The 18,092-nt window shown below is 66.0% G+C and carries 31 protein-coding genes; all 31 read right to left on the bottom strand.

What is annotated here, in order from left to right; all coding sequences use genetic code 11:
- Positions 1–80: 80 nt before the first annotated feature.
- Positions 81–1,103 carry a DNA-directed RNA polymerase subunit alpha gene (locus EST92_RS03655; RefSeq protein WP_003956430.1) on the bottom strand — a complete coding sequence of 341 codons (1,023 nt, stop codon included), beginning with the start codon at positions 1,101–1,103 and terminating at the stop codon, positions 81–83.
- A 109-nt stretch (positions 1,104–1,212) separates the two neighbouring features.
- Positions 1,213–1,839, bottom strand: a complete 627-nt coding sequence (gene rpsD / locus EST92_RS03650; protein ID WP_006604895.1) for a 30S ribosomal protein S4 — start codon at positions 1,837–1,839, stop codon at positions 1,213–1,215.
- 28 nt (positions 1,840–1,867) lie between these two features.
- Entirely contained in the window at positions 1,868–2,272 is a 405-nt protein-coding gene (rpsK, locus tag EST92_RS03645; protein WP_004571845.1) for a 30S ribosomal protein S11, read from the bottom strand.
- Positions 2,273–2,336: 64 nt separating this feature from the next.
- Positions 2,337–2,717 carry a 30S ribosomal protein S13 gene (gene rpsM / locus EST92_RS03640; RefSeq protein WP_006604894.1) on the bottom strand — a complete coding sequence of 127 codons (381 nt, stop codon included), beginning with the start codon at positions 2,715–2,717 and terminating at the stop codon, positions 2,337–2,339.
- A gap of 195 nt (positions 2,718–2,912) precedes the next feature.
- Positions 2,913–3,026, bottom strand: coding sequence for a 50S ribosomal protein L36 (gene rpmJ, locus EST92_RS03635; RefSeq protein WP_003956441.1), 114 nt, complete (start codon positions 3,024–3,026; stop codon positions 2,913–2,915).
- 60 nt (positions 3,027–3,086) lie between these two features.
- The gene (gene infA, locus EST92_RS03630; protein WP_003956442.1) at positions 3,087–3,308 is read right to left on the bottom strand and encodes a translation initiation factor IF-1; all 222 of its coding nucleotides are present in this window, start codon (positions 3,306–3,308) and stop codon (positions 3,087–3,089) included.
- A 214-nt stretch (positions 3,309–3,522) separates the two neighbouring features.
- Positions 3,523–4,365: a type I methionyl aminopeptidase gene (gene map, locus EST92_RS03625; protein ID WP_129279482.1), complete on the bottom strand. Its 843-nt coding sequence runs from the start codon at positions 4,363–4,365 to the stop codon at positions 3,523–3,525.
- Between the two features lie 175 nt (positions 4,366–4,540).
- A complete protein-coding gene (locus tag EST92_RS03620; protein ID WP_129279481.1) occupies positions 4,541–5,194 on the bottom strand; it encodes an adenylate kinase in 654 nt (217 codons plus the stop codon).
- Positions 5,194–6,507, bottom strand: coding sequence for a preprotein translocase subunit SecY (gene secY, locus EST92_RS03615; protein ID WP_006604891.1), 1,314 nt, complete (start codon positions 6,505–6,507; stop codon positions 5,194–5,196). The genes EST92_RS03620 and secY overlap by 1 nt, the downstream gene beginning before the upstream one ends.
- A 225-nt stretch (positions 6,508–6,732) precedes the next feature.
- Positions 6,733–7,188, bottom strand: a complete 456-nt coding sequence (rplO, locus tag EST92_RS03610) for a 50S ribosomal protein L15 (RefSeq protein ID WP_006604890.1) — start codon at positions 7,186–7,188, stop codon at positions 6,733–6,735.
- A 1-nt stretch (position 7,189) separates the two neighbouring features.
- Positions 7,190–7,372, bottom strand: coding sequence for a 50S ribosomal protein L30 (gene rpmD, locus EST92_RS03605; RefSeq protein ID WP_006604889.1), 183 nt, complete (start codon positions 7,370–7,372; stop codon positions 7,190–7,192).
- On the bottom strand, positions 7,372–7,974 hold the full coding sequence (gene rpsE / locus EST92_RS03600; RefSeq protein ID WP_006604888.1) for a 30S ribosomal protein S5: 603 nt from the start codon (positions 7,972–7,974) through the stop codon (positions 7,372–7,374). The genes rpmD and rpsE overlap by 1 nt, the downstream gene beginning before the upstream one ends.
- A gap of 46 nt (positions 7,975–8,020) precedes the next feature.
- A complete protein-coding gene (rplR, locus tag EST92_RS03595) occupies positions 8,021–8,404 on the bottom strand; it encodes a 50S ribosomal protein L18 (protein ID WP_129247643.1) in 384 nt (127 codons plus the stop codon).
- A gap of 3 nt (positions 8,405–8,407) precedes the next feature.
- Positions 8,408–8,947, bottom strand: coding sequence for a 50S ribosomal protein L6 (gene rplF / locus EST92_RS03590; RefSeq protein ID WP_129247644.1), 540 nt, complete (start codon positions 8,945–8,947; stop codon positions 8,408–8,410).
- 22 nt (positions 8,948–8,969) lie between these two features.
- Positions 8,970–9,368, bottom strand: a complete 399-nt coding sequence (gene rpsH / locus EST92_RS03585) for a 30S ribosomal protein S8 (RefSeq protein ID WP_006604885.1) — start codon at positions 9,366–9,368, stop codon at positions 8,970–8,972.
- A gap of 240 nt (positions 9,369–9,608) precedes the next feature.
- Positions 9,609–9,794 (bottom strand): type Z 30S ribosomal protein S14, encoded by a 186-nt coding sequence (locus EST92_RS03575; protein WP_003956452.1) that lies wholly within the window; start codon positions 9,792–9,794, stop codon positions 9,609–9,611.
- Between the two features lie 5 nt (positions 9,795–9,799).
- Positions 9,800–10,360, bottom strand: a complete 561-nt coding sequence (gene rplE, locus EST92_RS03570) for a 50S ribosomal protein L5 (RefSeq protein WP_006604884.1) — start codon at positions 10,358–10,360, stop codon at positions 9,800–9,802.
- On the bottom strand, positions 10,360–10,683 hold the full coding sequence (rplX, locus tag EST92_RS03565; protein ID WP_006604883.1) for a 50S ribosomal protein L24: 324 nt from the start codon (positions 10,681–10,683) through the stop codon (positions 10,360–10,362). The genes rplE and rplX overlap by 1 nt, the downstream gene beginning before the upstream one ends.
- 3 nt (positions 10,684–10,686) lie before the next feature.
- Entirely contained in the window at positions 10,687–11,055 is a 369-nt protein-coding gene (gene rplN, locus EST92_RS03560; RefSeq protein ID WP_003998823.1) for a 50S ribosomal protein L14, read from the bottom strand.
- Positions 11,056–11,159: 104 nt separating this feature from the next.
- The gene (gene rpsQ, locus EST92_RS03555) at positions 11,160–11,441 is read right to left on the bottom strand and encodes a 30S ribosomal protein S17 (RefSeq protein WP_006604882.1); all 282 of its coding nucleotides are present in this window, start codon (positions 11,439–11,441) and stop codon (positions 11,160–11,162) included.
- Positions 11,441–11,665 carry a 50S ribosomal protein L29 gene (gene rpmC, locus EST92_RS03550; protein WP_004950453.1) on the bottom strand — a complete coding sequence of 75 codons (225 nt, stop codon included), beginning with the start codon at positions 11,663–11,665 and terminating at the stop codon, positions 11,441–11,443. The genes rpsQ and rpmC overlap by 1 nt, the downstream gene beginning before the upstream one ends.
- Entirely contained in the window at positions 11,665–12,084 is a 420-nt protein-coding gene (gene rplP / locus EST92_RS03545; protein WP_004571829.1) for a 50S ribosomal protein L16, read from the bottom strand. The genes rpmC and rplP overlap by 1 nt, the downstream gene beginning before the upstream one ends.
- Positions 12,085–12,089: 5 nt before the next feature.
- A complete protein-coding gene (rpsC, locus tag EST92_RS03540) occupies positions 12,090–12,917 on the bottom strand; it encodes a 30S ribosomal protein S3 (protein ID WP_018090897.1) in 828 nt (275 codons plus the stop codon).
- Positions 12,917–13,264: a 50S ribosomal protein L22 gene (gene rplV / locus EST92_RS03535; RefSeq protein ID WP_037839423.1), complete on the bottom strand. Its 348-nt coding sequence runs from the start codon at positions 13,262–13,264 to the stop codon at positions 12,917–12,919. The genes rpsC and rplV overlap by 1 nt, the downstream gene beginning before the upstream one ends.
- A gap of 44 nt (positions 13,265–13,308) precedes the next feature.
- Positions 13,309–13,590: a 30S ribosomal protein S19 gene (gene rpsS / locus EST92_RS03530; RefSeq protein WP_129279480.1), complete on the bottom strand. Its 282-nt coding sequence runs from the start codon at positions 13,588–13,590 to the stop codon at positions 13,309–13,311.
- Between the two features lie 12 nt (positions 13,591–13,602).
- Complete coding sequence (gene rplB / locus EST92_RS03525) at positions 13,603–14,439, bottom strand: 50S ribosomal protein L2 (protein WP_006604876.1); 837 nt, start codon at positions 14,437–14,439, stop codon at positions 13,603–13,605.
- A gap of 39 nt (positions 14,440–14,478) precedes the next feature.
- Entirely contained in the window at positions 14,479–14,802 is a 324-nt protein-coding gene (gene rplW / locus EST92_RS03520) for a 50S ribosomal protein L23 (RefSeq protein ID WP_006604875.1), read from the bottom strand.
- On the bottom strand, positions 14,802–15,452 hold the full coding sequence (gene rplD / locus EST92_RS03515; RefSeq protein WP_129247646.1) for a 50S ribosomal protein L4: 651 nt from the start codon (positions 15,450–15,452) through the stop codon (positions 14,802–14,804). Before rplD ends, rplW begins: the two co-directional genes overlap by 1 nt.
- Before the next feature lie 8 nt (positions 15,453–15,460).
- Complete coding sequence (gene rplC / locus EST92_RS03510; protein ID WP_006604873.1) at positions 15,461–16,105, bottom strand: 50S ribosomal protein L3; 645 nt, start codon at positions 16,103–16,105, stop codon at positions 15,461–15,463.
- 14 nt (positions 16,106–16,119) lie between these two features.
- Entirely contained in the window at positions 16,120–16,428 is a 309-nt protein-coding gene (rpsJ, locus tag EST92_RS03505; protein WP_003948644.1) for a 30S ribosomal protein S10, read from the bottom strand.
- A 446-nt stretch (positions 16,429–16,874) separates the two neighbouring features.
- A complete protein-coding gene (gene tuf / locus EST92_RS03500; RefSeq protein WP_129279479.1) occupies positions 16,875–18,068 on the bottom strand; it encodes an elongation factor Tu in 1,194 nt (397 codons plus the stop codon).
- Positions 18,069–18,092: the final 24 nt, after the last annotated feature.

Below are 18,092 nucleotides of genomic sequence, written 5' to 3'. Positions count from 1 at the left end.
AAGACCTTGCTGCTCCGCAGCGTGGGCGCGACCGGCCACAGCGGTCGCGCAGCCACAATCCGGCAGTCTCGACCGAGCTCTCAGTACTGCTCGGTCTCGACGAAGCCCGCATCCGCGTCGTCGTCCGCGCCGAAGGCGTCCGCCGCAGCCGTCGGGTCGAACCCGGGCGGGCTGTCCTTGAGGGCCAGGCCCATGCCGGCCAGCTTCGCCTTGACCTCGTCGATCGACTTCGCACCGAAGTTGCGGATGTCGAGCAGGTCGGCCTCGGAGCGCGCCACGAGCTCACCCACGGAGTGGATGCCCTCACGCTTGAGGCAGTTGTACGAGCGGACCGTGAGCTCCAGCTCCTCGATCGGCAGCGCCAGGTCGGCAGCGAGGGCGGCGTCCGTGGGGGACGGGCCCATGTCGATGCCCTCGGCGTCGATGTTGAGCTCACGCGCCAGACCGAACAGCTCGACCAGGGTCTTACCGGCCGACGCCATGGCGTCACGCGGGCGCATGGCCTGCTTGGTCTCGACGTCGACGATCAGCTTGTCGAAGTCGGTGCGCTGCTCGACACGGGTCGCCTCGACCTTGTAGGTGACCTTGAGCACCGGCGAGTAGATGGAGTCGACCGGGATACGGCCGATCTCCTGGCCCACCTGCTTGTTCTGGACGGCGGAGACGTAGCCGCGACCGCGCTCGACGGTCAGCTCCATCTCCAGCTTGCCCTTGCCGTTGAGAGTGGCGAGGACCAGGTCGGGGTTGTGCACCTCGACCCCGGCCGGCGGCGCGATGTCCGCGGCGGTGACCAGACCCGGGCCCTGCTTGCGCAGGTACATCACGACGGGCTCGTCGTGCTCCGAGGAGACGACCAGCTGCTTGATGTTCAGGATCAGGTCGGTGACGTCCTCCTTGACGCCCGGCACGGTGGTGAACTCGTGCAGGACACCGTCGATCCGGATGCTGGTCACCGCAGCACCGGGGATCGAGGAGAGGAGGGTACGACGCAGGGAGTTACCGAGGGTGTAGCCGAAGCCCGGCTCCAGCGGCTCGATCACGAACCGGGAGCGGTATTCGTCGACGACCTCTTCGGTCAACGAGGGACGCTGAGCAATCAGCATGGTGTTCGATCCTTCAGTCGTGGACGCCCGCTATTTGACGCCCGCTGTACTGACAAGGGTACGGGCGGCACGGCGCAAAACGCTCCGTACCGCCCCCACCGGTCAGCTCTTACTTGGAGTAGAGCTCAACGATCAGCTGCTCCTGCACCTGGGTGTCGATCACCTGGCGCTCGGGCATGCTGTGCACGAGGATCCGCAGGTTCGACGGAATCGCTTCCAGCCAGGCCGGAACCGTCTTCTCGCCGGCCTCGGCCTTGGCCACCTCGAAGGGGGTCAGGTTCCGAGAGCCCTCGCGGACCTCGACGATGTCGTTCACGGACACACGAGCCGACGGGATGTCGGTCTTGCGGCCGTTCACGTTGATGTGTCCGTGACGGACCAGCTGACGGGCGTGGTCGCGGGACTTGGCAAAGCCGGCCCGGTAGACCACGTTGTCGAGGCGGGTCTCAAGGATGCGCAGAAGGTTCTCACCGGTCTTGCCGGTCTTCTGGTTCGCTTCCTTGTAGTAGTTCACGAACTGCTTCTCAAGGACACCGTAGATACGGCTGCACTTCTGCTTCTCACGAAGCTGGAGCAGGTACTCGCTGTCCTTGGTGCGCCCGCGACCGTGCTCACCCGGGGGGTAAGGACGGATCTCGATCGGGCACTTCGCGCTCTCGCACTTGCTCCCCTTGAGGAAGAGCTTCTGCTTCTCCCGACGGCAACGCTTGCAGTCGGCCCCGGTGTAACGCGCCATTGTCTAGTTGTCTCCTACTTCAGGGTGGTCAGACGCGGCGACGCTTGGGCGGGCGGCATCCGTTGTGCGGGGTGGGGGTGACGTCCTGGATCGAACCGACCTCGAGGCCGGTGGCCTGGAGCGAGCGGATCGCGGTCTCACGGCCGGAGCCGGGACCCTTGACGAAGACGTCGACCTTGCGCATGCCGTGCTCCTGCGCGCGGCGGGCGGCCGACTCGGCGGCCATCTGCGCGGCGAAGGGGGTGGACTTGCGCGAGCCCTTGAAGCCGACGTGGCCGGCCGAGGCCCAAGAGATCACGTTGCCCGTGGGGTCCGTGATCGAGACGATCGTGTTGTTGAACGTGCTCTTGATGTGAGCGTGCCCGTGGGCGACGTTCTTCTTCTCCTTGCGGCGCACCTTCTTGGCGCCGGCCGTACGGCCCTTCGGAGGCATTCATTACTCCCGTGGAGGTGGTCGGTCCTACAGCGAAGACCGCTGGTGAGCGTCCTGCTGAGGACTACTTCTTGCCCGGCTTCTTCTTGCCGGCGATCGCGCGACGCGGGCCCTTGCGGGTACGGGCGTTCGTGCTGGTGCGCTGACCGTGCACCGGCAGACCGCGGCGGTGACGCAGACCCTGGTAGCAGCCGATCTCGACCTTGCGGCGGATGTCGGCCTGGATCTCGCGACGGAGGTCACCCTCGGTCTTGAGGTTGTTGTCCACGTACTCGCGGATCTTGACGAGGTCTTCCTCGGCCAGGTCGCGAACACGGGTGTCCGGGTTCACGCCGGTGGCGGCGAGAGTCTGCTGAGACAGCGTCCGCCCGATACCGAAGACGTAGGTGAGGGCGACCTCCACGCGCTTTTCGCGCGGGAGATCAACGCCTGCGAGGCGTGCCATTGATGTGGCTCCTGATGGCTATTCGGAGGTCTTCCGCAGCACCGTTCCCGTAAGACTCTGCAGAATTACGAGCCGGGTCCCCGGCCTCCGAGCCGGGGGTGTCGTCCCACGCGAGAAGTGCGGGGGTCGGGTGACTGCGTATGTACGTGTGTGCTTGCGTCGCGCGAACTGCGAAATGCAGGTGGTCGGCGTGCGTCAGCCCTGGCGCTGCTTGTGGCGCAGGTTGTCGCAGATGACCATGACCCGGCCGTGGCGGCGGATCACCTTGCACTTGTCGCAGATCTTCTTGACGCTCGGCTTGACCTTCATGGGATGTGAGGTTCTCCGGGTCAGTGCCGTCACCCCACGGGAGCGGGGCGCCGACAAGATCTACTTGTAGCGGTAGACGATCCGGCCACGCGTCAGGTCGTAGGGAGAGAGCTCCACGACGACCCGGTCATCCGGGAGGATGCGGATGTAGTGCATCCGCATCTTGCCGCTGATGTGCGCGAGGACCTTGTGACCGTTCTGGAGCTCCACCTTGAACATGGCGTTCGGGAGGGACTCGATCACGGTGCCCTCGATCTCGATGGCACCTTGCTTCTTGGCCACGCTTCGCCCTTCGAATCGGCTACCTTGATCGACTCCCTTTCAACCGTGATCCCTGTAGACAGGCATACGGATGCACGAGAGCCGACGCGTCAGTCTACGTCAGCGCCTACGAAAAGACGAATCCAGAAGTATTGCCCACGGCACGTGATCCTTACGCGCCAAGGGCGCGGCGCACTCCGGGCCGCGGCGCACACGAGGGGGCCGCGCCCGCTCCTTACGCCCCAGCGGAGGGGTCGGGCGCCGCCGTGATCCCCAGCTCGGCCAGCTTGGCCTTGCCACCGTCCGGCGCGGTGAGCACCAGCGGGCCGTCCTCGGTCAGCGCGACCGAGTGCTCCCAGTGCGAGGACCAGCTGCCGTCGTTCGACTTGACCGTCCAGTCGTCGTCGAGGACGTGGGTCTTGGCCGTGCCGAGATTGACCATCGGCTCGATCGCGATGCAGAAGCCGGGCACCAGCTTGGGGCCGCGGCCGCGCTTGCGGTCGACGTAGTTCAGCAGATGCGGGTCCATGTGCATCTGCGAGCCGATGCCGTGGCCGCCGTAGTCCTCGACGATGCCGTACTTGCCGCTGGCGGGACGGGGCTGGCGGCGGATGTAGCCCTCGATGGCCTTGGAGATGTCGACCAGCCGGTTACCCTTCGCGACCGCGGCGATACCGGCCCACATGGACTCCTCGGTGACCCGGCTCAGCTCGACCAGCTCCGCCGAGTGACCGGAGCCGACGAAGGCGGTGTACGCGGCGTCGCCGTGCCAGCCGTCGATGATCGCGCCGCAGTCGATGGAGATGATGTCGCCGTCCCGCAGCACCGTCTCGGCGTCGGGGATGCCGTGGACCACGACGTCGTTCACCGAGGTGCAGATCGTCGCGGGGAAGCCGCCGTAACCGAGGAAGTTCGACTTCGCTCCGTGGTCGGCGAGCACCTTGCGGGCCGCGTCGTCCAGGTCCTTGGTCGTGGCGCCCGGCACCGCGACCTCCCGGGTCGCCGCGTGGATGGCGGCGACCACCAGCCCCGCCTCGCGCATCTTCGCGATCTGCTCGGGGGTCTTGATCTCCACCATTACGGCCTTCCTTTGCGGCTGGTCCGCCGCCGCTCCCGCGGAGGTGGCCGACCGCCGCTGTGTCTCACTCGATGGTCGCTGCCTACGGTAACCGGTCCGGAGCCGGGCGGCCCCACCCCGGATACACCGCGGCCGCGGTACCCCGTAAGGGCACCGCGGCCGTGCGGCCTGCTGCTTATGCGCCGCGCTGGAGGGCATCCATCGAGCGCTTGGTGACCTCTTCGACCTTTCCGAGGGCCGGGATCGTGACGACCAGATCCTGGTCCTTGTAGTAGTCGATGATCGGCTCGGTCTCCGTGTGGTAGACCTCCAGCCGCTTGCGGACGGTCTCCTCGCGGTCGTCGTCCCGCTGGTACAGCTCGCCACCGCAGACGTCACAGACGCCCTCGGCCTTGGGCTTGTTGTACTCGGCGTGGAAGACGTGGCTGGAGTCCTTGCGGCAGATGCGCCGACCGGCGATCCGCTTGACGACCTCGTCCTCGGGGACCTCCAGGTCCAAAACGGCGTCCAGCGTGAGGCCGTTGTTCTTGAGGTACTCGTCCAGCGCCTCGGCCTGGCCGAGGTTCCGCGGGAAGCCGTCCAGGAGGAAACCCCCGGCGGCGTCGGCCTGTTCCATACGGGCTTCGGCCATCCCGATGGTCACCGAGTCGGGGACCAGATTGCCGGCGTCCATGTACGACTTCGCCTCGACACCCAGGGGCGTGCCCTGGCTGATGTTGGCACGGAACAGGTCCCCCGTGGAGATGTGCGGGATCGCGAGGTTCTTGGCAAGGTACGCAGCCTGCGTACCCTTGCCGGCCCCCGGGGGTCCGACGAGGACGATTCGCATCAGCGGAGGAACCCTTCGTAGTTGCGCTGCTGAAGCTGGCTCTCGATCTGCTTCACGGTCTCCAGGCCCACACCCACGATGATGAGGATGCTCGTCCCGCCGAACGGGAAGTTCTGGTTCGCGTTGAAAAGCACCAACGCCACTGTTGGTACGAGCGCGATCAGCCCCAGGTACAGCGAGCCCGGCCACGTGATCCGGTTGAGCACGTAGCTGAGGTACTCGGCCGTCGGGCGACCAGCCCGGATACCCGGGATGAAGCCACCATACTTCTTCATGTTGTCGGCAACTTCTTCGGGGTTGAAGCTGATGGCGACGTAGAAGAACGCGAAGAACACGATCAGCAGGAAGTACGTAACGATGTAAACCGGGTGGTTTCCCTTGGTGAAGTTGGTGGCGATCCACGTCGCCCATGCCGCCTTCGACCCGCTGAACTGTGCAACGAGGGCTGGAATGTAGAGCAGCGATGACGCGAAGATGACGGGAATCACACCCGCCTGGTTCACCTTGAGCGGGATGTACGTGGACGTACCGCCGTAGGACCGACGGCCGATCATCCGCTTCGCGTACTGCACGGGAATGCGCCGCTGAGCCTGCTCGACGAAGACCACCAGGGCGACCATCGCCAGACCGACCGCGATCACCGCGAAGAACTCGATCCAGCCGTCGGCCAGCTTGCCGGTGAGCTTGATCTGCCACAGGGCGCCCGGGAAGCCGGCGGCGATCGAGATGAACATCAGGATCGACATGCCGTTGCCGATACCGCGGTCGGTGACGAGCTCACCGAGCCACATGATCAGGCCGGTGCCGGCGGTCATCGTGATGACCATGGTGATGGTGGTGAAGATCGAGTCGCTGGGCACGATCTCACTGGCGACCGGGCAGCTCTGGAAGAGCGCACCGCTGCGGGCGGTGGCCACCAGGCCGGTGCCCTGCAGGATGGCGAGCGCCACGGTCAGATAGCGGGTGTACTGGGTGATCTTCGCCTGGCCGGACTGCCCCTCTTTCTTGAGGGCTTCCAGCCGCGGAATCACCACGGTCAGCAGCTGGAGGATGATGCTCGCCGTGATGTACGGCATGATCCCCAGCGCGAAGATCGTGATCTGCAGCAGCGCACCACCGCTGAACATGTTCACCAGGGCGAACAATCCGCTGTTGCCGCCGGCCTGCTTCATGCAGGTCTCGACGTTCGCGTAGTTCACCCCGGGGACCGGGACATGGGCGCCGATCCGGTAGAGCACGATGATGCCCAACGTGAACAGCAGCTTCTTGCGCAGGTCGGGCGTCTTGAACGCTCGGGCGAACGCGGTGAGCACGGTGCCTCCTGCGCCTCCCGCCTCGAATGCGAGAGGTGACGGTCTTGAGGATCGACGAATAGTGAGCGGCCGAGCCACGCGGACACGGCCCACGCGGCGGGGACCGGGGCCCGGGGCCCCGGAAAAAACGGTCCATGCCACCTTACCGGCGACGGAACCCCCGTGGAACGACCAACCGGGGATGCCCCATTCGCTGGGCATCCCCGGTCAGTTGAAGCAACGAACTCAGATGAGCTCGGTGACGGTGCCGCCGGCAGCGGCGATCTTCTCCTTGGCGGAGCCGGAAACGGCGTCAACCGAAACCTGCAGCGCCACGGAGACCTCGCCCTGGCCCAGGACCTTGACGAGCTCGTTCTTGCGCACCGCGCCCTTGGCGACCAGGTCGGCCACCGTGACCTCGCCACCCTGCGGGTAGAGCTCGGCCAGCTTGGCCAGGTTCACGACCTGGAACTGCTTGTGAGCGGGGTTCTTGAAGCCCTTCAGCTTCGGGAGGCGCATGTGGAGGGGCATCTGCCCACCCTCGAAGCGCTCCGGAACCTGGTAACGGGCCTTCGTGCCCTTGGTACCACGACCAGCGGTCTTACCCTTGGACGCCTCACCACGACCGACACGGGTCTTGGCGGTCTTGGCGCCCGGGGCGGGCCGGAGGTTGTGGACCTTCAGCGGGTTGTTCTCCGCCATGTCAGTCGACCTCCTCAACCGTCACGAGGTGGCGGACGGTGTGCACCATGCCGCGGAACTCGGGGCGGTCCTCCTTGACAACCACGTCGTTGAGCCGCTTGAGGCCCAGCGAACGGAGGGTGTCGCGGTGGTTCTGCTTGCTACCGATGTAGGACTTCGTCTGCGTGATCTTGAGGTGCGCCATTACGCGGTCACCCCAGCACGCGCCCGCAGCAGAGCGGCGGGAGCAACGTCCTCCAGCGGCAGGCCACGACGGGCCGCGATCTCCTCGGGGCGCTGCAGGCCCTGAAGCGCGGTCACCGTGGCGTGCACGATGTTGATCGGGTTCGACGAGCCGAGCGACTTGCTCAGCACGTCGTGGATGCCCGCGCACTCCAGAACGGCACGCACGGGGCCACCGGCGATCACACCGGTACCGGGGGAAGCCGGCTTGAGCAGGACGACGCCCGCAGCCTTCTCGCCCTGGATGGGGTGCGGGATGGTGCCCTGGATACGGGGGACCTTGAAGAAGTTCTTCTTGGCCTCTTCCACGCCCTTGGCGATGGCAGCCGGAACTTCCTTGGCCTTGCCGTAACCGACACCTACGGTGCCGTCACCGTCGCCCACCACGACCAGCGCGGTGAAGCTGAAGCGACGACCACCCTTGACAACCTTGGCGACGCGGTTGATCGCGACAACGCGCTCAACGTACGCGGTCTTCTCGGCGGCAGCGCCACCGTCGCGACCCTTCCGGTCCCGCCGCTCGCCGCCACCGGCACCGCTCCCGCGGCGCTGGGGTCCAGCCATTGGATTTACCTCTCTCTGTTACGTCCGCTAGCTCCGGAACCGGGGCTTAGAACTTCAGCCCGGCTTCGCGGGCGGCGTCGGCCAGAGCGGCAATCCGCCCGGCGTACTGCTTGCCACCACGGTCGAACACGACGGCCTCGACACCGGCGGCCTTGGCACGCTCAGCGACCAGGGAGCCGACCTTCTGGGCCTGGGCGCTCTTGTCGCCCTCGCCACCACGGATCGACGCGTCCAGGCTCGACGCCGAGGCCAGCGTGTGGCCCTTGATGTCGTCGATGACCTGCGCGGTGATGCCACGGTTGGTCCGCGTCACCACCAGACGCGGACGCTCCGGGGTACCCGAAATCCGCTTGCGGATGCGGATGTGGCGACGCTTGGCGGCGGCGCGCTTGTAGGCGTCACCCTTCGCGATCTTCACACCGTATGCCATGGCTTACTTACCAGCCTTTCCGACCTTGCGGCGGATGACCTCGCCGGCGTACTTGACGCCCTTGGCCTTGTACGGGTCAGGCTTGCGCAGCTTGCGGATGTTCGCCGCCACCTCGCCGACCTTCTGCTTGTCGATCCCCTCGACGGTGAGCTTGGTCGGGGACTCGACCTTGAAGGAGATGCCCTCGGGCGCCTCGACGACGATGGGGTGGCTGTAGCCCAGCGCGAACTCCAGGTTGGAGCCCTTCGCCTGAACGCGGTAGCCGACACCGCTGATCTCGAGCGCCTTGCTGTGCCCCTGGGTCACGCCGGTGATCATGTTCGCCACCAGCGTGCGGGACAGGCCGTGCAGGGCCTTGTTCTGACGCTCGTCGTTCGGGCGGGAGACGTTGATCACGCCTTCCTCACCCTTGGCGACCTCGATGGGCGCCGAGACGGTGAGCGAGAGGGAACCCTTGGGGCCCTTCACCGCGACCGTGCGGCCCTCGATGGTGACGTCCACACCAGCAGGAACCTGGATGGGCAGCTTGCCAATACGCGACATTAGCTATTCCTCCGTTCCCTGGTTACCAGACGTAGGCGAGGACTTCCCCACCCACGCCCTTCTTGCTGGCCTGCTGACCGGTCAGGAGACCGTGGGACGTGGAGATGATCGCCACGCCCAGGCCGCCGAGGACCTTCGGCAGGTTGGTGGACTTTGCGTAGACCCGGAGGCCCGGCTTCGAGATCCGCTTGATGCCGGCGATCGAGCGCTCGCGGTTCGGGCCGAACTTCAGCTCGAGGACGAGGTTCTTGCCAACCTCTGCGTCCTCGACACGCCAGCCGGTGATGTAACCCTCCTGCTGGAGGATCTCCGCGATGTGCGACTTGATCTTGCTGTGCGGCATCACGACGGTGTCGTGGTACGCCGAGTTCGCGTTCCGCAGACGGGTCAGCATGTCTGCGATGGGATCAGTCATGGTCATGAATTGGCCTTCGGCCTCTCTCGCCGGGGTTTCCTATGTGCGCCATCCCTCTCCCCGATCAGAGTCGGGACGGGTGCGGCGCGGGGACCTACGGCGTAGTAAGCGACGTTATGCGGGCTCGGCCCGCGGTCGGTCTCGGGCGGCGAGGCGCCCAAACCCTTCCAGCCTACGGGACAGAAGGGGCGGGGCGCCCGCCGACCGAATGCTTACCGAGAGCTTCCAGTCATCCCAACTAAGGGATTACCAGGAGCTCTTGGTCACGCCCGGCAGCTCGCCACGGTGAGCCATCTCACGAAGGCACACGCGGCACAGGCCGAACTTGCGGTAGACGGAGTGCGGACGGCCGCAGCGCTGGCAGCGCGTGTACGCACGCACACCGAACTTCGGCTTGCGAGCAGCCTTGGCAATCAGAGCCTTCTTCGCCATCTCGCTCACGCCTCCTTGAACGGGAAGCCGAGGTGACGAAGGAGGGCGCGGCCCTCGTCGTCGTTGGTCGCCGTGGTGACCACGGTGATGTCCATACCCCGGGTGCGGTCGATCTTGTCCTGGTCGATCTCGTGGAACATGACCTGCTCCGTGAGACCGAAGGTGTAGTTGCCCCGGCCGTCGAACTGCTTCGGGGACAGACCACGGAAGTCGCGGATGCGCGGGAGCGCGAGCGACAGCAGACGGTCCAGGAACTCCCACATGCGGTCACCGCGGAGGGTGACGTGGGCACCGATCGGCTGGCCCTCACGCAGCTTGAACTGCGCGATGGACTTACGGGCCTTGGTGACGGCCGGCTTCTGGCCGGTGATCGTGGTGAGGTCGCGGATGGCGCCCTCGATCAGCTTGGAGTCGCGGGCGGCGTCGCCCACACCCATGTTGACCACGATCTTGGTCAGACCGGGGATCTGCATGACGTTCTCGAGCGAGAACTCGTCCTTCAGCTTCCCGGCGATCTCTTCGCGGTAGCGCGTCTTGAGACGCGGCGCGTTGGTGGTGGCAGTCATCAGATGTCCTCACCGGTCCGCTTGGCAACGCGGATCTTGTTGCCCTCGTCGTCGAAGCGGTATCCGACGCGGGTGACGACCTTGTTCCCGTCCTTCTCCACGACCAGCTGAACGTTGCTGACGTGGACGGGGGCCTCGGTCGTCACGATGCCGCCGGTCTTCGACCCACGAGCGGTCTGTCCGGCCTTGGTGTGCTTCTTGACCCGGTTGACACCCTCGACCAGGACGCGGTCCTCGCGGGGGAAGGCCTGGATGACCTTGCCCTGCTTGCCCTTGTCCTTACCGGTGATGACCTGGACCAGGTCGCCCTTCTTGATCTTCATCGGTTACAGCACCTCCGGCGCGAGCGAGATGATCTTCATGAACTTCTTCTCGCGCAGCTCCCGGCCCACGGGGCCGAAGATGCGGGTGCCGCGGGGGTCGCCATCGTTCTTGAGGATGACGGCCGCGTTCTCGTCGAAGCGGATGTACGAGCCGTCCGGCCGGCGGCGCTCCTTGACGGTGCGAACGATGACCGCCTTGACGACGTCACCCTTCTTCACGTTGCCACCGGGGATCGCATCCTTGACGGTGGCGACGATGACGTCACCGATGCCCGCGTAGCGGCGACCGGAACCACCGAGAACACGGATGCAAAGGATCTCCTTCGCACCAGTGTTGTCGGCGACACGCAGTCGCGACTCCTGCTGGATCACGTCTATCTCCTGAATGTCTGCCGGTTCCCGGCGAGAAGCGCGCGTGCTGCGCGCCTCTCGCCGAGCCTGGCGGAACTGTTCCTAGGGGGTCCCCCTAGGAGGGATTACTTGGCCTTCTCGAGGATCTCGACGATGCGCCAGCGCTTGGTGGCGGACAGCGGCCGGGTCTCCATCAGGAGGACGCGGTCGCCGACGCCGGCAGCGTTCTGCTCGTCGTGCGCCTTGAGCTTGTTGGTACGGCGGATGACCTTGCCGTACAGCGCGTGCTTGACGCGGTCCTCGACAGCGACGACGACGGTCTTGTCCATCTTGTCGCTGACGACGAGACCCTCACGGGTCTTGCGGAAACCGCGCTCGTTCGTCTCAGTCACATTCTTCTCGCTCATCAGGCGCTCTCCACCGTCTCGATGCCCAGCTCGCGCTCACGCATCAGGGTGTAGATCCGGGCGATGTCCTTGCGGACGGCCTTCAGCCGGCCGTGGTTCTCGAGCTGTCCGGTCGCCGCCTGGAAGCGGAGGTTGAACAGCTCCTCCTTGGCCTCACGCAGCTTGGCAACGAGGTCCTCGTTGTTCAGCTCGCGCAGCTCGGTCGCCTTGGTACCGGCCGCCATCACGACTCACCTGCCTCGCGCCGCACGATGCGGCACTTCATCGGAAGCTTGTGGGCGGCGCGGGTCAGCGCCTCCTTGGCAACCTTTTCGTTCGGGAAGGACAGCTCGAACATCACCCGACCGGGCTTGACGTTCGCGACCCACCACTCCGGAGAACCCTTACCGGAACCCATGCGGGTTTCGGCCGGCTTCTTCGTCAGCGGACGGTCGGGGTAGATGTTGATCCACACCTTGCCGCCACGCTTGATGTGACGGGTCATGGCGATACGAGCGGACTCGATCTGCCGGTTCGTCACGTAGGCCGGGGTGACGGCCTGGATTCCGTACTCACCGAAGGCCAGCTCGGTGCCACCCTTGGCCATGCCGTTGCGCTTCGGGTGGTGCTGCTTGCGGTGCTTGACCCTGCGAGGGATCAGCATGTCGGTCAGGCCTCCGTTCCGGGGGTCTCCGCCGGAGCAGCGGCTGCGGCCTCGGCCTTGGGGGCCTCGGCAGCGGCGGTCTGCTGCTGCGGCTTGCGGCCACCACGGCCGCCACGCTCGCCACCGCGGCGCGGGCGGTCGTTGCCGCCACCGCGGGCCGGGCGGTTACCCGCACGGGCGGCAGCGTTCTCGGCACGCACCTCGGCGATGTTCTTGACGTCGCCCTTGTAGATCCAGACCTTCACACCGATGCGGCCGAAGGTGGTCTTGGCCTCGAAGAAGCCGTAGTCGACGTTCGCGCGGAGGGTGTGCAGGGGCACACGGCCCTCGCGGTAGAACTCCGAGCGGGACATCTCGGCGCCGCCGAGACGGCCACCGCACTGGATCTTGATGCCCTTGGCGCCGGCCTTCATCGTCGACTGCATGCTCTTACGCATGGCGCGACGGAAGGAGACACGGGAGGACAGCTGCTCGGCGACGGCCTGGGCCACCAGCTGAGCGTCGGTCTCGGGGTTCTTGACCTCGAGGATGTTCAGCTGGACCTGCTTGCCGGTCAGCTTCTCCAGCTCGCCGCGGATGCGGTCGGCCTCGGCGCCGCGGCGGCCGATGACGATGCCCGGACGAGCGGTGTGGATGTCAACGCGGACGCGCTCACGGGTGCGCTCGATCTCCACCTTGGAGATACCGGCGCGCTCCATGCCCTTCGTCATCATGCGACGAATGGCGACGTCTTCCTTGACGTAGTCCTTGTACAGCTTGTCGGCGTACCAGCGGGACTTGAAGTCCGTGGTCACACCGAGGCGGAACCCGTGCGGGTTTACCTTCTGGCCCATTACCGGGTTCCTTCCTTGCTGCTGACGACCACGGTGATGTGGCTGGTCCGCTTGCGGATCCGGTAGGCACGGCCCTGGGCACGCGGACGGAACCGCTTCAGGGTCGGGCCCTCGTCGACATACGCCTCGGAGATGACGAGGCTGCCGGCGTCGGTGTGGTCGTAGTTGTGCGCGGCGTTGGCAATGGCGCTGTCCAGCACCTTGCCCACCGGCACGCTCGCGGCCTGCGGGGCGAAACGCAGGACCGCCTGAGCCTCCGTGGCATTCATGCCACGGATAAGGTCCACCACGCGGCGGGCCTTCATGGGCGTGACGCGGATGTACCGCGCCTGGGCCCTGGCTTCCATGGTTGTCCCTTCGGTGTCAGTCATAGTCTTCGCACTCCGGTCGATCAGCGACGACGCGACTTGCGGTCGTCCTTCTCGTGGCCGCGGAAGGTGCGGGTCGGCGCAAACTCGCCGAGCTTGTGGCCGACCATCGACTCGGTGACGAACACCGGGACGTGCTTGCGGCCGTCGTGCACCGCGATCGTGTGGCCGAGCATGGCCGGGACGATCATGGAGCGGCGGGACCAGGTCTTGATGACGTTCTTGGTGCCTGCATCGTTCTGACCATCCACCTTCTTGGCGAGGTGGTCGTCGACGAAGGGCCCCTTCTTGAGACTGCGCGGCATCTGAACCCGCTCCTAGCGCTTCTTGTTCGTCTTGCGGCGGCGGACGATGTACTTGTTGCTGGCCTTCTTCGGCGAGCGAGTACGACCCTCCTTCTGGCCCCAGGGCGAGACCGGGTGGCGACCACCGGAAGTCTTGCCCTCACCACCACCGTGCGGGTGGTCAACCGGGTTCATCACGACACCACGCACGGTCGGGCGGACGCCCTTCCAGCGCATGCGGCCGGCCTTACCCCAGTTGATGTTCGACTGCTCGGCGTTGCCGACCTCGCCGACGGTGGCGCGGCAGCGCACGTCGACCAGGCGGATCTCACCGGACGGCATACGAAGGTGGGCCATCGCGCCCTCCTTCGCCAGCAGCTGCACGGAGGCGCCGGCCGAGCGGGCGAACTTCGCACCGCCGCCCGGACGCAGCTCGATCGCGTGGATCGTCGTACCCACGGGGATGTGACGCAGCGGCAGGTTGTTGCCCGGCTTGATGTCGGCGCCAGGGCCGTTCTCAATCCGAGCACCCTGGGCCAGGCCACGGGGCGCGATGATGTAGCGCTTCTCGCCGTCTGCGTAGTGCAGGAGCGCGATGCGCGCGGTGCGGTTCGGGTCGTACTCGATGTGCGCGACCTTGGCCGGCACGCCGTCCTTGTCGTGACGACGGAAGTCGATCACTCGGTAGGCGCGCTTGTGGCCACCGCCCTGGTGGCGAACGGTCACACGACCGGCGTTGTTACGGCCGCCCTTGCTGTGCAGCGGGCGGACCAGCGACTTCTCCGGCGTGGACCGCGTGATCTCGACAAAGTCGGCGACGCTGGAGCCACGACGGCCCGGGGTCGTCGGCTTGTACTTGCGGATACCCATTTCTCAGTCCTCGTCCGATTCCGGACGACTCGGACTCCGTTAGGAGACCGGGCCGCCGAAGATGTCGATACGGTCGCCCTCGGCGAGGGTCACGATGGCGCGCTTGGTGTTCGCGCGCTTGCCGTAACCGGTGCGGGTGCGCTTGCGCTTGCCCTGCCGGTTGATCGTGTTGACCCCGGTGACCTTGACCGAGAAGACCGCCTCGACGGCCTGCTTGATCTGGGTCTTGTTGCTGCCGGGCGCGACGATGAACGTGTACTTGTTCTCGTCCAGCAGCGCGTAGCTCTTCTCCGAGACAACCGGCTTGACGAGCACGTCACGCGGGTCCGAGAAGGTCTTGCTGGTGACGACGGCCTCAGTCATCAGGCGTCGCTCCCTTCGGTCTCAGCGGCCTTGGGGCCAGACACGAAGGACTCGAAGGCGGCCTTGGTGAAGACCACGTCGTCGGAGACGAGCACGTCGTACGTGTTCAGCTGGCCCGGCTCCAGGATGTGAACCTGGGGCAGGTTGCGGGCGGACAGCCACGCGGCCTCGTCGCTGCGCTCGGCGACCAGCAGCACGTTCTTGCGCTCGCTGACCTTGCCGAGGAGAGCCTTGGCGGCCTTGGTGGAGATGTCGCCCTCGACCACGCCGGAAACGACGTGGATACGGCTGTTGCGGGCCCGGTCGGTGAGGGCACCGCGCAGGGCGGCGGCCTTCATCTTCTTCGGGGTCCGCTGGCTGTAGTCACGCGGCACGGGGCCGTGGACGATGCCACCGCCGGCGAACTGCGGCGCACGGGTCGAACCCTGACGCGCCCGGCCGGTGCCCTTCTGGCGGTACGGCTTCTTGCCACCGCCGCGGACCTCGCCGCGAGTCTTGGTCTTGTGCGTGCCCTGACGGGCCGCGGCCAGCTGCGCGACAACGACCTGGTGGATCAGCGGAACGCTGACCTTGGCGTCGAAGATCTCCGCGGGGAGCTCGACGGACCCGGCCTTGTCGCCTGCCGGCGAAAGGATGTCAATGGTGCTCATCGGTTACCTCAGGCCCCCTTGGCCGCGGTACGGACCAGGACGAGGCCGCCGTTCGGACCAGGAACTGCGCCCTTGATGAGCAGCAGACCCTTCTCCGCGTCAACGGCGTGGACGGTCAGGTTCTGGGTGGTGACCCGCTCATTGCCCATACGGCCGGCCATCCGCATGCCCTTGAACACGCGGCCCGGGGTGGCGCAGCCACCGATGGAGCCCGGCTTACGGTGCACACGGTGGGCACCGTGGGACGCCTTGCCGCCGTGGAAGCCGTGACGCTTCATGACGCCGGCGAAGCCCTTGCCCTTGCTCTTGCCGGTCACGTCCACCTTGACGCCGGACTCGAAGGTCTCAGCGGTCAGCTCCTGGCCGAGGGTGTACTCACCGGCGTCGGGAGTACGGACCTCGACGAGGTGACGACGGGGGGTGACGTCGGCCTTCGCGAAGTGGCCCTTGAGGGGCTTGTTCACCTTGCGCGGGTCGATCTCGCCGAAGGCGATCTGGACGGAGTCGTAACCGTCCTGGTCATTGGTGCGCACCTGGGTAACGACACAGGGGCCGGCCTTGACCACAGTGACCGGGACGACACGGTTGTTCTCGTCCCAGACCTGGGTCATGCCGAGCTTCTCGCCCAGGATGCCCTTGATCTGCTTAGCCATCTCTTCCGCGCCTCTCAGAGCTTGATCTCGATGTCAACGCCGGCCGGAAGGTCCAGGCGCATCAGCGAGTCAACGGTCTTGGGCGTCGGGTCGAGGATGTCGATCAGGCGCTTGTGCGTGCGCATCTCGAAGTGCTCGCGCGAGTCCTTGTACTTGTGCGGCGACTTGATGACGCAGTACACGTTCTTTTCAGTGGGCAGCGGCACCGGGCCCGCGACCGACGCACCAGTGCGGGTCACCGTCTCGACGATCTTCTTCGCCGAGGAGTCGATGACCTCGTGGTCGTAGGCCTTGAGCCGGATGCGGATCTTCTGTCCCGCCATGGCTACTTCGTAGTCCTGTCTCTCGTAACGCTCTGGGACCCGGGAGGCTGCGCTTCATCGAGAAGCACTGTTCTTCTCCGACCCACGCGGTCGGGCGTGTCGCGCCCCTTCTCGTAAATCTCCACAGGGGAGATCCTTCAAGAAGGAGAGGCAGGGGAAGAACACCCACCGGGCGCCTGGCCGAGGCACCCCGCTGACGCTTCCCGGAAGATTCCCGTATTTCCGACCCTGAGAAGGGACGACGAATACCTGGGACTCGCTTCCGGTCCTCCCGGCGGGAGGCGCGCAGCATCGGCACTCAACCGAGCAACCTGGACAGTGTGCCATACCCGGCATGCCCAAGGCCAATCGGACCCCAACTGTCAAGGAGCCCCGCCCACCTGATGGTGGACGGGGCTCCTTGTGAGCTCCGGGGAGCTACGACCGGATCAACCGGATCAGCGAAATTACTTCGTGATCTTGGTGACCTGGCCGGCGCCGACGGTCCGGCCACCCTCACGGATGGCGAACTTCAGGCCCTCCTCCATGGCGACCGGCTGGATCAGCTCGACCGACATCTCGGTGTTGTCGCCCGGCATGACCATCTCGGTGCCCTCGGGGAGGGTCACGACGCCGGTCACGTCCGTGGTACGGAAGTAGAACTGCGGGCGGTAGTTGTTGAAGAACGGGGTGTGACGGCCACCCTCGTCCTTCGACAGGATGTACGCCTGGGCCTCGAAGGAGGTGTGCGGCGTGACCGAACCCGGCTTGATGATGACCTGGCCGCGCTCGACGTCCTCGCGCTTGATGCCGCGGAGGAGCAGACCGACGTTCTCACCGGCCTGGCCCTCGTCGAGGAGCTTCCGGAACATCTCGATGCCGGTGACCGTGGTGGTGGTCTTCTCGGTCTTGATGCCGATGATGTCGACGGTCTCGTTGACCTTGAGGACACCACGCTCGATACGACCGGTGACAACGGTGCCACGGCCGGTGATCGTGAAGACGTCCTCGATCGGCATCAGGAACGGCTTGTCGACGTCACGCTCGGGCTGCGGGATCGCCTCGTCGACGGCGTTCATGAGCTTGAGGACGGAGTCGCCCCACTCCTTGTCGCCCTCGAGCGCCTTGAGCGCCGAGACCTTGACGACCGGAACGTCGTCGCCGGGGAACTCGTACTCGGAGAGGAGCTCACGGACCTCGAGCTCGACGAGCTCCAGGATCTCCTCGTCGTCCACCATGTCGGCCTTGTTCAGGGCGACAACGATGTACGGAACGCCGACCTGGCGGGCCAGGAGCACGTGCTCCTTGGTCTGCGGCATCGGGCCGTCGGTCGCGGCGACCACGAGGATGGCGCCGTCCATCTGCGCCGCACCCGTGATCATGTTCTTGATGTAGTCCGCGTGACCGGGGCAGTCGACGTGGGCGTAGTGACGGTTCTCCGTCTGGTACTCGACGTGCGCGATGGAGATGGTGATACCGCGCTGGCGCTCCTCAGGAGCCTTGTCGATCTGGTCGAAGGCCGAGGCCTCGTTCAGGTCCGGGTACGCGTCGTGCAGCACCTTGGTAATGGCGGCCGTGAGGGTCGTCTTACCGTGGTCAATGTGACCGATGGTGCCGATGTTGACGTGCGGCTTAGTCCGCTCGAACTTCGCCTTCGCCACTGGGGTCCTCCTGTGGAGTGGTTC

The sequence above is a fragment of the Streptomyces sp. TM32 genome, from assembly GCF_004122755.1.
GTDB classification, from domain to species: Bacteria; Actinomycetota; Actinomycetes; order Streptomycetales; family Streptomycetaceae; genus Streptomyces; species Streptomyces sioyaensis.
Note: the sequence above shows the minus strand (reverse complement) of the source record. Positions and strands in the feature narration are given on the sequence as shown.

Bases quoted from the DNA above. Each gene is read 5' to 3' on its own strand.
- EST92_RS03655 (WP_003956430.1), bottom strand. From the start codon at position 1,103: ATGCTGATTGCTCAGCGTCCCTCGTTGACCGAAGAGGTCGTCGACGAA.
- rpsD (WP_006604895.1), bottom strand. From the start codon at position 1,839: ATGGCGCGTTACACCGGGGCCGACTGCAAGCGTTGCCGTCGGGAGAAG.
- rpsK (WP_004571845.1), bottom strand. From the start codon at position 2,272: ATGCCTCCGAAGGGCCGTACGGCCGGCGCCAAGAAGGTGCGCCGCAAG.
- rpsM (WP_006604894.1), bottom strand. From the start codon at position 2,717: ATGGCACGCCTCGCAGGCGTTGATCTCCCGCGCGAAAAGCGCGTGGAG.
- rpmJ (WP_003956441.1), bottom strand. From the start codon at position 3,026: ATGAAGGTCAAGCCGAGCGTCAAGAAGATCTGCGACAAGTGCAAGGTG.
- map (WP_129279482.1), bottom strand. From the start codon at position 4,365: ATGGTGGAGATCAAGACCCCCGAGCAGATCGCGAAGATGCGCGAGGCG.
- EST92_RS03620 (WP_129279481.1), bottom strand. From the start codon at position 5,194: ATGCGAATCGTCCTCGTCGGACCCCCGGGGGCCGGCAAGGGTACGCAG.
- rplO (WP_006604890.1), bottom strand. From the start codon at position 7,188: ATGGCGGAGAACAACCCGCTGAAGGTCCACAACCTCCGGCCCGCCCCG.
- rpmD (WP_006604889.1), bottom strand. From the start codon at position 7,372: ATGGCGCACCTCAAGATCACGCAGACGAAGTCCTACATCGGTAGCAAG.
- rpsE (WP_006604888.1), bottom strand. From the start codon at position 7,974: ATGGCTGGACCCCAGCGCCGCGGGAGCGGTGCCGGTGGCGGCGAGCGG.
- rplR (WP_129247643.1), bottom strand. From the start codon at position 8,404: ATGGCATACGGTGTGAAGATCGCGAAGGGTGACGCCTACAAGCGCGCC.
- rplF (WP_129247644.1), bottom strand. From the start codon at position 8,947: ATGTCGCGTATTGGCAAGCTGCCCATCCAGGTTCCTGCTGGTGTGGAC.
- rpsH (WP_006604885.1), bottom strand. From the start codon at position 9,368: ATGACCATGACTGATCCCATCGCAGACATGCTGACCCGTCTGCGGAAC.
- EST92_RS03575 (WP_003956452.1), bottom strand. From the start codon at position 9,794: ATGGCGAAGAAGGCTCTGATTGCCAAGGCTGCTCGCAAGCCGAAGTTC.
- rplE (WP_006604884.1), bottom strand. From the start codon at position 10,360: ATGACTGCCACCACCAACGCGCCGCGTCTCAAGACGCGCTACCGCGAA.
- rplX (WP_006604883.1), bottom strand. From the start codon at position 10,683: ATGAAGATCAAGAAGGGCGACCTGGTCCAGGTCATCACCGGTAAGGAC.
- rpsQ (WP_006604882.1), bottom strand. From the start codon at position 11,441: ATGAGCGAGAAGAATGTGACTGAGACGAACGAGCGCGGTTTCCGCAAG.
- rpmC (WP_004950453.1), bottom strand. From the start codon at position 11,665: ATGGCGGCCGGTACCAAGGCGACCGAGCTGCGCGAGCTGAACAACGAG.
- rplP (WP_004571829.1), bottom strand. From the start codon at position 12,084: ATGCTGATCCCTCGCAGGGTCAAGCACCGCAAGCAGCACCACCCGAAG.
- rpsC (WP_018090897.1), bottom strand. From the start codon at position 12,917: ATGGGCCAGAAGGTAAACCCGCACGGGTTCCGCCTCGGTGTGACCACG.
- rplV (WP_037839423.1), bottom strand. From the start codon at position 13,264: ATGGAAGCCAGGGCCCAGGCGCGGTACATCCGCGTCACGCCCATGAAG.
- rpsS (WP_129279480.1), bottom strand. From the start codon at position 13,590: ATGCCGCGCAGTCTCAAGAAGGGGCCCTTCGTCGACGACCACCTCGCC.
- rplB (WP_006604876.1), bottom strand. From the start codon at position 14,439: ATGGGTATCCGCAAGTACAAGCCGACGACCCCGGGCCGTCGTGGCTCC.
- rplW (WP_006604875.1), bottom strand. From the start codon at position 14,802: ATGACTGAGGCCGTCGTCACCAGCAAGACCTTCTCGGACCCGCGTGAC.
- rplD (WP_129247646.1), bottom strand. From the start codon at position 15,452: ATGAGCACCATTGACATCCTTTCGCCGGCAGGCGACAAGGCCGGGTCC.
- rplC (WP_006604873.1), bottom strand. From the start codon at position 16,105: ATGGCTAAGCAGATCAAGGGCATCCTGGGCGAGAAGCTCGGCATGACC.
- rpsJ (WP_003948644.1), bottom strand. From the start codon at position 16,428: ATGGCGGGACAGAAGATCCGCATCCGGCTCAAGGCCTACGACCACGAG.